This window comes from Allobosea sp. OK403 (genome assembly GCF_900113835.1).
GTDB lineage: Bacteria > Pseudomonadota > Alphaproteobacteria > Rhizobiales > Beijerinckiaceae > Allobosea.
The window spans coordinates 497,193-510,514 of record NZ_FOQV01000002.1 but is presented as its reverse complement, the minus strand read 5'-3'; the positions used below and the strand labels follow the sequence as shown (position 1 = coordinate 510,514).

11 protein-coding genes and 1 tRNA gene are annotated in these 13,322 nt (G+C 64.9%); 7 read left to right on the top strand and 5 right to left on the bottom strand.

Features of this window, described 5'->3' with window-relative positions; translation table 11 throughout:
- Nucleotides 1–69 precede the first annotated feature (69 nt).
- The 3 genes from araD to BMZ97_RS08330 form a co-directional block, all read right to left on the bottom strand.
- Nucleotides 70–1,803 (bottom strand): L-arabinonate dehydratase, encoded by a 1,734-nt coding sequence (araD, locus tag BMZ97_RS08340; RefSeq protein WP_092167429.1) that lies wholly within the window; start codon nt 1,801–1,803, stop codon nt 70–72.
- Between the two features lie 146 nt (nt 1,804–1,949).
- Nucleotides 1,950–2,882, bottom strand: a complete 933-nt coding sequence (locus tag BMZ97_RS08335) for a dihydrodipicolinate synthase family protein (protein WP_092167427.1) — start codon at nt 2,880–2,882, stop codon at nt 1,950–1,952.
- The gene (locus tag BMZ97_RS08330) at nt 2,872–3,591 is read right to left on the bottom strand and encodes a GntR family transcriptional regulator (protein ID WP_244546303.1); all 720 of its coding nucleotides are present in this window, start codon (nt 3,589–3,591) and stop codon (nt 2,872–2,874) included. The genes BMZ97_RS08335 and BMZ97_RS08330 overlap by 11 nt, the downstream gene beginning before the upstream one ends.
- Before the next feature lie 239 nt (nt 3,592–3,830).
- Between BMZ97_RS08330 and BMZ97_RS08325 the strand changes: the two genes are divergently transcribed.
- The 3 genes from BMZ97_RS08325 to BMZ97_RS08315 all read left to right on the top strand — a co-directional run bounded on the left by BMZ97_RS08325 (nt 3,831) and on the right by BMZ97_RS08315 (nt 7,332).
- On the top strand, nt 3,831–4,799 hold the full coding sequence (locus BMZ97_RS08325; RefSeq protein ID WP_092167426.1) for a Bug family tripartite tricarboxylate transporter substrate binding protein: 969 nt from the start codon (nt 3,831–3,833) through the stop codon (nt 4,797–4,799).
- Nucleotides 4,800–4,960: 161 nt separating this feature from the next.
- Nucleotides 4,961–5,674 carry a ribonuclease activity regulator RraA gene (locus BMZ97_RS08320; RefSeq protein ID WP_092167424.1) on the top strand — a complete coding sequence of 238 codons (714 nt, stop codon included), beginning with the start codon at nt 4,961–4,963 and terminating at the stop codon, nt 5,672–5,674.
- Nucleotides 5,675–5,829: 155 nt separating this feature from the next.
- The gene (locus BMZ97_RS08315; protein ID WP_175525479.1) at nt 5,830–7,332 is read left to right on the top strand and encodes a methyl-accepting chemotaxis protein; all 1,503 of its coding nucleotides are present in this window, start codon (nt 5,830–5,832) and stop codon (nt 7,330–7,332) included.
- Nucleotides 7,333–7,362: 30 nt separating this feature from the next.
- Here the strand turns inward: BMZ97_RS08315 and BMZ97_RS08310 are convergent, their stop codons facing one another.
- Nucleotides 7,363–8,394 carry an NAD-dependent epimerase gene (locus BMZ97_RS08310; protein WP_092167421.1) on the bottom strand — a complete coding sequence of 344 codons (1,032 nt, stop codon included), beginning with the start codon at nt 8,392–8,394 and terminating at the stop codon, nt 7,363–7,365.
- 442 nt (nt 8,395–8,836) lie between these two features.
- Between BMZ97_RS08310 and BMZ97_RS08305 the strand changes: the two genes are divergently transcribed.
- The 4 genes from BMZ97_RS08305 (at nt 8,837) to BMZ97_RS08290 (ending at nt 13,047) form a co-directional block, all read left to right on the top strand.
- Nucleotides 8,837–9,412 (top strand): hypothetical protein, encoded by a 576-nt coding sequence (locus tag BMZ97_RS08305; protein ID WP_092167419.1) that lies wholly within the window; start codon nt 8,837–8,839, stop codon nt 9,410–9,412.
- Nucleotides 9,413–9,859: 447 nt separating this feature from the next.
- On the top strand, nt 9,860–10,834 hold the full coding sequence (locus BMZ97_RS08300) for a GAF domain-containing protein (protein ID WP_092167417.1): 975 nt from the start codon (nt 9,860–9,862) through the stop codon (nt 10,832–10,834).
- 148 nt (nt 10,835–10,982) lie between these two features.
- The gene (gene adh, locus BMZ97_RS08295) at nt 10,983–12,500 is read left to right on the top strand and encodes an aldehyde dehydrogenase (RefSeq protein WP_092167415.1); all 1,518 of its coding nucleotides are present in this window, start codon (nt 10,983–10,985) and stop codon (nt 12,498–12,500) included.
- Between the two features lie 139 nt (nt 12,501–12,639).
- On the top strand, nt 12,640–13,047 hold the full coding sequence (locus BMZ97_RS08290) for a DUF779 domain-containing protein (RefSeq protein WP_092167413.1): 408 nt from the start codon (nt 12,640–12,642) through the stop codon (nt 13,045–13,047).
- A 198-nt stretch (nt 13,048–13,245) separates the two neighbouring features.
- On the opposite strand, the gene BMZ97_RS08285 is transcribed toward BMZ97_RS08290, so the two are convergent.
- Nucleotides 13,246–13,322, bottom strand: a tRNA-Met gene (locus BMZ97_RS08285).

Genomic DNA, 13,322 nt, shown 5'->3' with positions numbered 1-13,322 from the left:
GAAGCAATCCGGGAGGATGTCGAGCATGCGGCTCTGGATTGCTTCGCTGCGCTCGCAATGACGGTGGGGCTAGTGAATCTCCGGCTCGGGGATCTTCGCGGTGCCTTCGAGATAGTCGAAATCGCAGCCCTTGTCGGCCTGGCGGATATGGGCGGCCGACATCTTGCCGTAGCCGCGCGGATAGTCGCGGTTCGGCGGCGACCAGGTCGCGAGGCGGGCTGTGATCTCGGCGTCGCTCAGATTGACGTTGATGCTGCGCGCCTCGACATCGACGCTGATGATGTCGCCGGTCCTGACCGCCGCGAGCGGTCCCTTGATATAGGCCTCGGGCGCGACATGGAGCACGCAGGCGCCGTAGCTCGTGCCGGACATGCGGGCGTCCGAAATGCGCAGCATGTCGCGCACGCCCTGCTTCAGGAGTTTGCGCGGGATCGGCATCATGCCCCATTCCGGCATGCCGGGACCGCCGACGGGGCCGCAATTCTTCAGCACCATGACGTGGTCGGCCGTGACGTCGAGGCTCTCGTCATTCACCGCCTTCATCATCGCATCGTAGTCCTCGAAGACCAGCGCCGGACCTGAATGCTTGAGCAGGCGCGGTTCGGCGGCGGAAGGCTTGATGACGCAGCCATCGGGGGCGATATTGCCCTTGAGCACGGCGAGGCCATTGGCGGTCGAGACGGCGCGGTCGAGCGGGCGGATGACGTTGTCGTCATAGATCTGGGCCAGCGCGATCGTCTCCGAGATCGGCTTGCCGGTAACGGTCATCGCGTCGGTATGGAGCTTGCTCTCAAGCTGCTTGAGCAGGGCGGGCAGCCCGCCGGCATAGAAGAAATCCTCCATCAGGAATTCGCCGGAGGGGCGCAGATTCGCGATCACCGGCACTGTCCGTGAGAAAGCATCGAAATCGTCGGGCGTCAGCGGCACGCCGGCACGGCCCGCCATGGCAATCAGATGGATGATGGCGTTGGTTGAGCCTGCCACGGCCATGTGCACCGTCAGCGCGTTCTCGAAGCTTTTCCGCGTCAGGATGCGGTCTGGCGTCAGATCCTCCCAGACCATCTCTACGATGCGCTTGCCCGACGCTGCCGCCATGCGTGGATGGGCTGCGTCGGCGGCGGGGATGGCGGAGGCGCCGGGCAGTGTCAGGCCCAGCACCTCGGCATGGCTCATCATGGTCGCAGCCGTGCCCATCACCATGCAGGTGCCATAGGAGCGGGCGATGCCGCTCTCCATATCCTTCCACTGGTCGTCGGTGATGTTGCCGGCTTCCTTCTCGGCCCAGTATTTCCAGACATCGGCGCCGGAGCCCAGCACCTTGCCGGCCCAGTTGCCGCGCAGCATCGGGCCGGCGGGGACGAAGATGAAGGGCAGGCCGGCACTGCAGGCGCCCATGATCAGGGCCGGGGTGGATTTGTCGCAGCCGCCCAGCAGCACCGCGCCGTCGAGCGGATGGGAGCGGATCGATTCCTCCGCCTCCATCGCCAGGAAGTTGCGGTAGAGCATCGTCGTCGGCTTCTGGTACTGCTCCGAGACCGACATCACCGGGATCTCGACGGGGAAGCCGCCCGACGCCCAGACGGCGCGCTTCACCGCCTCGGCGCGGTCGCGCAGATGGGTGTGGCAGGGGTTGATCTCAGACCAGGTGTTGAGGATGCCGATGACCGGCTTGCCCATGAACTCGTCATGGCCGAAGCCCATCTGCAGCGCTCGCGAGCGATGGCCGAAGGAGCGCAGGTCGCTGGCGCCGAACCAGCGCTTGCTGCGCAGGGTGTCGGGCGTCTTGCGGGGGTGGGACGACATCGGCGTTTCCTTCGAGTGATCTTTTTGTTTGTCGCAGGCATTCTCCGTCATGCTCGGGCTTGTCCCGAGCATCCACGTCTTGAACACAGGTCTCGACCAGCGAAGACGTGGATGGTCGCCACAAGGGCGACCATGACGGGGCGGCGCTACTCCGCGGCGGCCTTCGCTGCGCTCCAGCCGGAGACGATGCGGCGCAGTTCAGCGCGCTCGGCCTCATTCAGTTCGGGCAGGCCGGGCAGGCGCACCGGCCCCACCGGTGTGCCGAGCAGGCCCAGCGCCTCCTTCACCACCGTGACATTGGCGCCGTTGCCGTATTTCGTCCGCATCGTCTCGAAGCCGGCGATCTCGCTGACCTCGGCACGCGCCTTGGCGAAGTCGCCCGCTTCCAGCGCCCGCCAGATCGCGAGCGAACGTCCGGGCGCGACATTGACCAGCCCCGAGGTGAAGCCGCGGGCGCCCAGCGCATAGAAGGGCGCGGCCCAGCCCTCAGCCAGGCCGCAGATCCAGTTGGCGCTGGTGCCTTCCGTGGCGCGGACGCATTCGGAAAGCAGCATCACATTGGTCGAGGCAAATTTCACACCGGCTACATTGGCATGCGTCGCGACGCGGACGAGATCCTTCACGCCGATCGCATCCGAGCGGATATAGGCGACAACAGGCAGCGTCAGCGCCTCGGCGATGGCGATGATGTAGTCGGCCTGCGACTGCGGTGCGGCGAAGGGGTCGAGCGGGTGATGCACCATCACCGCGTCGCAGCCCGCGGTCGCGGCGAGCTTTCCGGTCGAGACGGCTTCGCGCAGCGAGCGGCCGATGCCGGCAGTCACCAGCGCCTTGCCGTTGGCGGCCTGCGCGGCGACGGCGTGGCTGCGCACGACCTCGTTAGTGGTCATCGGGTAGAACTCGCCGGTGTTGCCGGCGGAGACGATGTTGTGGATGCCCGCCGCCGCGATATGCGCGACGATCTTGCCGGTCACTGCCCAATCGGCCTCGCCATCGGCCCCCCAGGCGGTGACATGCACGCCGGAGATGCCGCGCAAAGCCTTGCGCACCTTGTTTTCGCGATTTTGATCATTCGTCATAGGCCAGTCCCTCCGCATCTGCGCCGAACACCTGGTGCACATGGGCTTTCGCCGAGCGCACGATGTGGCGTCTCATCCTCGTTTCGGCGAGCGCCGGATCGCGTCCCGCCAGCGCCTCGAAGATCGATTTGTGTTCCTCGAAGCCCTGGGCGCGCTCGGTGGGCTCAGAGAGCAGCGCGATGCGCTGGGCGTGATCGTACATGCGCTGGCCGTCGAGCCGGTGCTCGAGATAGGTGCAGCCCGAAATCCGGTGGATCGTGCCGTGATAAGCCTCGTTCAGGGTGACGAGGTCCTCGAGCGCGCTATGCGCCGTCGCGTGCTCCATGTCGTCGATCAGGCGCGCCATCTCGGCGATGTCGGCGTCGCCCAGCCGGTTGGCGGCGATATGAGCCATGATGCTTTCGAGCGCCGCGCGGCCGAGGGCCATTTCCAGCGCCTGCCGGGCCGAGAACTCGACGAAGACGCCGCGCCGGGCTTCCGTCCGGACCAGCCCCTCGCTTTCCAGCTTGCGGATCGCGTCCTTCACCGGGGTGGTGCTGACGCCGAGCATCTCAGCGAGCTGGCGCTCGTTCAGGCGCTCGCCATTGCGGAAACGCCCGGCGACGATCGCGCGCCGCAAACGCTCATGCACATGCTCGCGCAGGGAGCGCAGCAGATGCGGAGCGACGGGCTCGATGGCGATCGATTGCGGCATACCGTTCCAAGACATTACCATTCCGAAGACATGGCGGTTCCAAGACATGGTTCGCGGCCGGCGATTCCCCGACGGGGAGCGAGGCCGGCCAAGAGCCCATGGCGGCATCAAACATCACAAACCGCAAGTGCCGGCAAGTCTGAAATTTCAGATTTCAAATTCCGAATGCCATGCTATGTCACCCTCAAGGCCAAGCCAAGGGCCGCATCGGCGCAACGAGCCGGGATTGAAACGCAATGGGAGGATTGCCGACAATGAGACTGACACGCAGGGCCATGATCGCCGCCGCTTGCCTGGCTGCCGCGCCAGCCGCGATGGCCCAGGGCGATTACCCCTCCAGGGTCGTGACGATCGTCGTGCCCTTCGCCGCGGGCGGCACCACCGACATCCTCGGACGTCTGCTGGCCGAAAGGCTGGGCGCGCGGATGAACGGTCGCTTCATCGTCGAAAACCGGGCCGGAGCCGGCGGTAATACCGGCGTCGCCGCCGTCGCCCGCTCGACGCCCGATGGCTATACGCTGACCATGGGCACGGTCTCGACCCATGCGATCAATCCTGGCGTCTACGCCAAGATGCCCTATGATCACATCAAGGATTTCGCACCGATCTCGCAGGTGGCGAGCGTGCCGAACATCCTGATGGTCAATATCGACCTGCCGGCCAAGACGGTGCCGGAGTTGATCGCGCTCTTGAAGGCCAATCCCGGCAAATACTCGTTCGGCTCGTCGGGCGCCGGTACCTCGACGCATATGGCGGCGGAATTGTTCAAGGTCGCAACCGGGACAGACATGGCCCATGTGCCTTATCGTTCCAGCGGGCAAGTGACGCAGGATCTGCTCTCAGGCCAGATCCAGGTCTCGTTCGATAACATCACCATCGCCTGGCCGCATGTCGAGGCCGGCAAGATCCGTGCGCTCGCCACCGCGACGCCGGAGCGGCTGGCCGTTGCTCCGGATTTGCCGGCGCTGGCCGAGTTCATTCCGGGCTATGCCGCGACCTCCTGGCACGGCTTCTTCGCGCCGTCGGGCGTGCCCAAGGAGATCGTCGCCAGGCTTTCCACCGAGGTGCAGGCGATCATGCGCGAGCCTGGCACGATCGAGCAGCTGAAGAAGCTCGGCGTCGATCCCGTCGGTTCGACGCAAGAACAGTTCGCCGCCCATATCGCCGCCGAGACCAAGCGCTGGGGCGAGGTGGCGCAGAAGGCGAATGTGAAGATCGAATGATCGAAGGGCCGATCATTCCGCCAGCGCGGCCGCCTGACGTGGCGGTCTGCGCTTCCGGTGCTCACGTACTTGAGTACGCTCCGCTCCGGTTCCCGACCGCCACGCCATCCGTCTCACGCTGACGAAATGTTCGACCCTTCGCTGGAGCCCCGCTCAAGATCATGACGACCCTCACTCCCGAAAACCGCACGAAGCTGAAGCGCGTCTCGACCGCTACGCTCACCACCGCTCTGTTCAAGCGCGGCTTCCGCAACGTCTTCATCCAGGATGTGCGCCCGCTCGGCCAGAAGTCCGGCTCGATGGTCGGCGAGGCCTTCACGCTGCGCTATATCCCGGCGCGCGAGGATCTCGACCTGCTCTCGGCCTTCGAGGGCACGCAGCATCCGCAGCGGCGCGCGGTCGAGGACTGCCCGGCCGGTCATGTCATGGTGATCGACAGCCGCAAAGACCCGCGCGCGGCCTCGGCCGGCGGCATCCTGGTCTCGCGGCTGATGCAGCGCGGCGTCGCCGGCATCGTCACCGATGGCGGCTTTCGCGACTCGCCGGAGATCGCCGCGATGGCGATCCCCGCCTATCACAATCGCCCGAGCGCACCGACCAACCTGATCCGCCACCATGCGCTCGACATCAACGCGCCGATCGCCTGCGGCGACGTTGCGGTCTACCCCGGCGACATCATCGTTGGAGACGGCGAGGGCGTCTGCGTCATCCCTGCCCATCTCGCCAACGAGATCGCGCCGGAGGTCTATGAGCAGACGGCCTATGAGGATTTCGTCGCCGAGCGCGTGCGCGCCGGGCAAGGCATTTTCGGGCTTTATCCCGCCAATGCCGAGACCAAGGCAGAATTCGCCAAATGGCGGCCTAACTGGTCGTGAGGTGAGATTAACCTAGTCTTGAGTTCGCGCGTCCAAGCTGTCCGTAGGAGTATAAGCGCACCACGGCAAAGCATGGCATGGAGAGAGCGGCTCAACGGCGCCAAGTGCCGAAGATCATAGCGCTTTTGGCGCGCTATCAGATATGGATTGGCAGATTGCTGCGGCTGCCTCTCCTGAATGAGAGGGAGGCGGCGCTGCTGCGGCAATCGCAGGCAGACATCTTCGTCACGATCCTGCCGCCGATCCTGATCTCGAATGTGCTGGCCGCCTGGGTCATCGCGCTCGCGGCGCTTTACTATGGCTGGATCCTGCTGCCTCTCTCCTGGGCGGCCAGCGTTGCCGCCATCGGCTTCCTCGGGATTAGGCGGATCAGACAAATCAAGGCACGCCAGCGCAGCGAGCCACCTTCGGAACGCTTCGTCGCGCGCATCATCGCCGACTCGGCCATCATGGCGATGCCTTGGCTGGTGATCGCGGTAGGGCTCAATCCGGGCGTCGCGCCGCAGATGGAGGTGCTCTTTTCGACCATCCTGGCGGGCCTCATCTTCGCGGGCATCTTCACGATGGCGAGCATGCCGGCGGCTGCGTTGACGTTCTCGGGGCTGATCATGGCCGGCCGACTGACCCAGCTCGTCTTCACGGGGCTTGACCAGGCAGTCGCCAACCTTGCCATGCTGCTGATCTACTGCACCGTGCTGGTCATCTCGTTGCGAGCCTTCGCGCTGCTTTATATCGAGCGCGTTCGGGGCTCGGTCGCTGCAGCGACGCTGCGCGAGGAGGCACAGGCGCGCGCGCTGAGCGAGGAACGGCGGCGCCAGCAGGTGGAGGCGCAGGCTGCGGGTTTCCGTGATGATGTCGGCGATATCCTCGGCGCCTTCTCGCAATCGGCGAGCCGCATGAACGAGGCGGCCGAGGGACTGCGGACCATCGCCCGCAGCTCGCATGAATCACTGTCGGGAGCTCTCGGACGGGTCGGCTCGGCCAAGAGCGACATCGCCTCGGTCGAGTTTTGTTCGCGCCGGCTGACCGAGACAATCGGATTGATCCGCCACGAGACCGATGCGACGACGCAGCTCGTGCGCATGGCGGCCGCCGATGTCGTGGCTTCTATTGCCATCAAGACAGGGTTGACCGGGGCGGTGCGCGATATCGGCCAGGTTTCCAACCTGATCCGTGACATTGCCGCCCAGACCAATCTGCTCGCCCTCAATGCGACGATCGAGGCGGCTCGCGCCGGCCCCGCAGGCCGCGGTTTCGCGGTCGTCGCCAGCGAGGTCAAAGATCTTGCTGCGCGTACCGGAGCGGCGACGGAAGACATCGCCCAGCGTATCGAGGAGGTACGGCTGGCGACCGAGCGTTCGCTCGCGGCTGTGATGAACATCAGTGCTTCGACGGATGCGATCGTGGGCGCGACCGGCGGCATCGTTGTTGCCGTCGACCAGCAAGCCGAGGCCATCGAGACCATGTTGGCCCTGCTGGCACGCGCCGTGTCCGAGGCCGAGCAGGCGGCGCAGGCGATCGACCGCGTCGCGGCCGATGCGGCCCGCACTCTGGAAAGCGGCGAGGAGATTTCCCAGGCCGCGGCCGGGATCGACGGGTCCGCGCGGCGGCTGGACAGCTCGGTGGCGCAGTTTTCGCGCCAGGTCGTCACGCGCTGAGGGCCGGTATCCACTTCGCTCGAAAATGCTCTAGGCGGCCAGGCTGTAGAACTCCCTGTACCACGCGACGAAACGCGCGATGCCGGTCTCGATCGGCGTGTCCGGCCTGAAATCGACCTTCGCCATCAGGGCGGAGACATCGGCGAAGGTTGCGGGCACGTCGCCGGGCTGCATCGGCAGGTGGTGTTTGATCGCGGGCTTGCCGCAGGCCTGCTCGACCGCTGCGATGAAGCGGTCGAGCCGCACAGGCGTGTGGTTGCCGATATTGTAGATGCGGTGCGGGGCGGCGGCCGTCGCGGGGTCAGGGAGGGCCTGGTCGAAAGCGGGGTCGGCCTCGGGCGGCGCGGCTACGAGCCGGACGATCGCCTCGCTGATATCGTCGACATAGGTGAAGTCACGGCTCATCTCGCTTTCGGCGTAGACGTCGATCGGTCGGCCTTCGAGGATCGCCTTGGTGAACTTGAAATAGGCCATGTCCGGCCGACCCCAGGGGCCATAGACGGTGAAGAAGCGCAGGCCCGTTGCCGGGATGCCGTAGAGATGGGCGTAGGAATGCGCCATCAACTCATTGGCGCGCTTGGTTGCGGCGTAGAGCGACACCGGATGGTCGGCGCCGTCATGCTCGCTGAACGGCGTCTTGGCGTTGGCACCGTAGACCGAGCTCGACGAGGCATAGATCAGATGGCTGACGGGATTGTGCCGGCAGGCCTCCAGCACTGACAGGAACCCGTCGAGATTGGCGCTGGCATAGGCGCGCGGATTGTCGAGCGAGTAACGCACGCCGGCCTGGGCGGCGAGGTGAATGACGGCGTCGGGCCGGTAAGCCGCGAAGGCTGACAGGAGCCGGTCGTAATCGGCGATATCCAGCGCCTCGAAGGCGAAGTCCTTGCGAGGGGTGAGCCGGTCGAGCCGGGCCTGCTTCAGGGCCGGGTCGTAATAGGGCGTCAGGTTGTCGATGCCCAGAACCTCGATGCCCTGGGCGAGCAGCGCCTCGGCGACGTGGTAGCCGATGAAGCCGGCGGCTCCAGTCAGCAGGATGCGTTGCTGGCGAGTGTTGGTCATCTGGCGACGCGCCGTCCCTTGTCGCGAGGATGGCTGGCAGCGGGAGACTGTTTCGCCGCCGGTTCCCACATATCGCAGGCAGCGAATGGCGGCCTGCGGGCCGCGACCGGGTTCGATTGCAGCTTCGTCCTCTTCGGATGATTTGCGGCGTGAGGCAAGAGCCCGAAGGTCCCGCGTCGCGCCGGTTCCGCGGCATTCCTGGCCCTGACGGCATGTGGCGGACTAGCGATGAGCCGGGAAGAGCGGGCAATTTCTGCCCCCTGGACCTCGCAACATGGCAAAAGCTGCCGGGTCATTATGTCGGATGATTGTTCAATAGATTGATTCAATTGCCTTTTTCTCCGGCTCGGCAATTGCGTGTCGCTTGCCCAGGGGGCCGATACCGATGCGGCCTCTGCCACCGGCATCGATGACCCAAAGGGGCCAGTCAGGAGAGCATTCCATGAGTAGCGTATCGTCCAGCGCGCAGAACTATTCCCGGTTCGAGACGCGCGTCCAAAGCCGGCTGAACGCCGACATCACCTCCGGCAAGATTTCCGCAGCGGACGGGACTGCGCTTGGCAGTGCTCTCGGCGATATTCAGCAGCAGCTTACTGCCAGCTCGACCCAAAGCACCTCGTCTTCCACGAGCGGCAATCTGGGCAAGACGGTCGGTTCGCTCATCGATGGCGAAGTGTCGTCGGGAAAGCTGACCAGCGCTCAGGCCGACGAACTCAAGAGCCTGCTCGGGGGCGGGCACCGCGCTGGCGGCGCTCACCATGGCCACAAATCCCAGGCGGCCAAGAGCGACAGCAACGATCAGGATAGCGACGATACCCAGACGGGGCTCGCCGGGGTGCTGAACGCGGCCTCTTCCAGCGCGACGGATTCCAGCTCGGCCTCCGATCCGCTCGCGGAATTCCTCAAGGTCCTGCAGAGCGCCCAGCAGACCTTGTCCAGCTCATCCTACAATGCGGCGGGCGCAAGCGCGACCAAGACCCCCAGCGCAAGCCTGGGCCTCGTCGACACCACCGCCTGACAGGCGCGGCGGCAAAGAGAATGGCTGGGATGGAAACGGGACGGGCCGATGCATGTCGGCCTGGTCCCTCGTCAATGTCATCGGAGAACCGCACCTCCGTTGGGGGAAGTGTTGGTAGCGGGAGAGGCACTCATATTGCCTCCTCCTCAACACATCTAAGCGCCCAGCCAATTTCAGTTTAGCAACCGAGCCGAGTTAAAAATAAGTCCCAACCTTCGCGCGCCAACCTCTCGGCGATGAAAGAGCGATTCTGGCTTGGACTGCGTAATCATTGCGATGTTGGGCCAAGCTGAAGTCCGCCATACCCAGAACGAGCTCTCCGGGAAGCTGACTTGGTTGACAATACGACCGGAACGGCCGGAACATGTCTGAAATCGCATGCAAGCGATGGCGTCGCTGCCCTCGGCCTCAAAAGACATGCGAGGCGGGTGGAAACGGGTGTCAGGCATGGCTGAGACGGGGCGGGCCCATCACGCCAATCGGATATATTCGACCCTGAGCAACGCGGCTGCCGTCGGGCAGTCTGCGGTGGCGGCGTCCTGGTCGCGCTCGGTCGTGAAGTACGGCCTCGACCCTGATCACGCTCGTCCGCCTTGGCGCCTCGGTCAGGCTGAATTCGATGCGGCCTTCGAACGCCTGGATCCGTTGATCAGGCTGGCGCAGACCTCTCTGGATCGCCTCTTCCAGTCTGTCGACGATGCCGGCTGCTGTGTGCTGTTGACCGATCGCGAGGGCATTCCGCTCGACCGACGGGGCGCTGCCGGAGATGATCTCGACTTCCGCAACATGGGCCTCTGGACCGGCATGGTCTGGAGCGAGGCCAGCGAGGGCACGAACGGCGTCGGCACCTGCGTCGCCGAAGGTCGTCCGCTGACGATCCATCGCGACCAGCATTTCCTCACACGTAATATCGGCCTGAGCTGCAGCGTCGCCCCGATCTGGGATGCGCGGGGACGGTTGATCGCGACGCTGGACGTTTCGACTTGCCGCGCCGATCTGACGCCGGCCATGCTGAAGCTGGTCGCCAGCGCGACGGTCGAGGCGGCGCACCGGATCGAGGCGCATCATTTCCGGTTGGCCTTTCCGAAAGCGCGGATCGTGGTTGCTCAGGACGGCGCCGGCGGAGGCGCCGGGCTTCTGGCTGTCGACAAAGGAGACCTCGTCATCGGCGCGAGCCGCGCCGCGCGACTGGCCTATGGTCTGACTGATGAACGGCTCGCGCAGCCCTTTCCTGCGGAAGACCTGTTGATGGGCCACGAAGCCAAGCCAGGCGAGGAACTGAGCGTCGCCGAGCGCGGCGTTGTGCAAAGAGCGCTGGCCCGGGCCAATGGCAACGTCTCCGCCGCCGCCCGCGCGCTCGGCGTCAGCCGCGCAACCATGCACCGCAAGCTTGCGCGGCTGGGGCTTGGACGCGCCCGATAAGACCAATTCAGCGATCTCTTCAGCGATCTGTCGCAAAGCTGAGACAGTTCTGCTGCCGAAAATGCGGTTCTGATCCTGACAGCGGCGCTGGATAGGGCCGATCCTCCTTCTCAGGGCGCGGCCTCAATGCGCCGACTAGGAGGACACCATGAACAAGCCAGAATTCATCCGCTCGTCCGCGACGCCGTTCAAGGCGCGCTACGGCAATTTCATCAACGGCAGATGGGCCGAGCCGATCTCGGGGCGCTATTTCGAGAACACCTCGCCGGTGAACGGCCAGCTGCTCTGCGAGATCGCGCGCTCTGACGCCAAGGACATCGAGGCGGCACTGGATGCTGCGCACGCTGCCAAGGACGCCTGGGGTCGCACCAGCGCAGCCGAACGGGCGCTCCTCCTCAACAAGATCGCGCAGGTGATGGAGGACAACCTCGATCTCCTGGCGCAGGCCGAGACCTGGGACAACGGCAAGCCGATCCGCGAGACGACCGCTGCCGATATGCCGCTGGCGATCGACCATTTCCGCTACTTCGCCGGCGCAATCCGCGCGCAGGAAGGCAGCCTCTCCGAGATCGACCACGACACCGTTGCCTATCACTTCCACGAGCCGCTTGGCGTCGTCGGCCAGATCATTCCCTGGAACTTCCCGATCCTGATGGCGGTGTGGAAGCTGGCGCCCGCGCTCGCCGCCGGCAACTGCGTCGTGCTCAAGCCTGCCGAACAGACTCCTGCCTCGATCCTGATCTTCGCCGAGCTGATCGCCGACATCCTGCCGCCGGGCGTGCTCAACATCGTCAACGGCTTCGGCCTGGAGGCGGGCAAGCCGCTGGCCTCGTCCAACCGCATCGCCAAGATAGCCTTCACCGGCGAGACCACGACCGGCCGGCTGATCATGCAGTATGCCAGCCAGAACCTGATTCCGGTGACGCTGGAGCTCGGCGGCAAGTCTCCGAACATCTTCTTCAAGGACGTCGCGGTCGAGGACGACGACTTCCTCGACAAGGCGATCGAGGGCTTCGTCATGTTCGCGCTGAACCAGGGCGAGGTCTGCACCTGTCCTAGCCGCGCGCTGATCCATGAGAGCATCTACGACCGATTCATGGAAAAGGCGTTGAAGCGCGTCGAGGCGATCAAGCAGGGCGACCCCCTAGATGCCTCCACCATGATCGGCGCGCAGGCCTCGTCGGAACAGCTCGAGAAGATCCTGAGCTATTTCGACATCGGCCGTCAGGAGGGCGCACAGGTGCTGACGGGCGGAGAACGCAGCACGCTGCCGGGCGATCTGGCTGGCGGCTTCTACGTCAAGCCGACGGTCCTGAAGGGCCACAACAAGATGCGGGTCTTCCAGGAGGAGATCTTCGGTCCGGTGGTTTCGGTGACGACCTTCAAGGACGACGAGGAGGCGCTCGCGATCGCCAACGACACGCTTTATGGGCTCGGTGCCGGCGTTTGGACGCGCGATGGCAGTCGCGCCTATCGTTTCGGTCGTGCGATTCAGGCCGGCCGGGTCTGGACCAACTGCTACCATGCCTATCCAGCCCATGCCGCCTTTGGCGGCTACAAGCAGTCCGGCATCGGTCGCGAGAACCACAAGATGATGCTCGACCACTACCAGCAGACCAAGAACATGCTGGTCAGCTATTCCCCCAAGAAGCTCGGCTTCTTCTGAGAGACCTCCCCAAGGCCTGAACCAGGGCCACTTCCCGGCACGATCGCGGGCGCCCGTCGCCAATACATCGTGCCGGGCCTTCGCGATCCGTCACGGCAAGATGATGCCGGCTGCGGCTCCAGATGCAGGAGGCTTCGACATGAGCCAGCATGCGATCGAGCAGGTTTCGGCCACGCCCGCAGCGCTCGACCTGATCGCGAGGCTGCAGGCGGAAAACGGCCCTGTGCTGTTCCATCAATCCGGTGGCTGCTGCGACGGCTCCTCACCGATGTGCTACCCGCAGCACGAGTTCATCATCGGCGACCATGACGTGAAGCTCGGAGAGGTGGGCGGCGCTCCGGTCTATATCAGCGGATCGCAATTCGCAGTCTGGCGGCATACCCAACTGATCATCGATGTGGTGAAGGGGCGGGGTGGCATGTTCTCGCTTGAGAACGGCACAGAGCAGCGCTTTCTGACGCGCTCGCGCGCCTTCTCCGGCGAGGAAATGTGCCGTCTCGATGCTAGGCGCCTTGACTTGGCAGATGAACGCGCGCCGACGGCTTAAGCATCGATCGCCGCCATCTTTGCGCCCGCAGAACCCGAGGTCGTCAGCAGGCGCGTTGGTGGCTGCAAAGCCAGATCGACAGGATCATCGTCATGCCGGCGGCGGCCGGCGAGCGGCCCAGATTCACGATCGAGGGCCAGCTGACAAAACTAATCGGAGGAAACCACTTCCCCACAGGTCAAATCCTGGGGGGTTAGGTGGTAGCGGGAGAGGGACTCGAACCCCCGACACGCGGATTATGATTCCGCTGCTCTAACCAGCTGAGCTACCCCGCC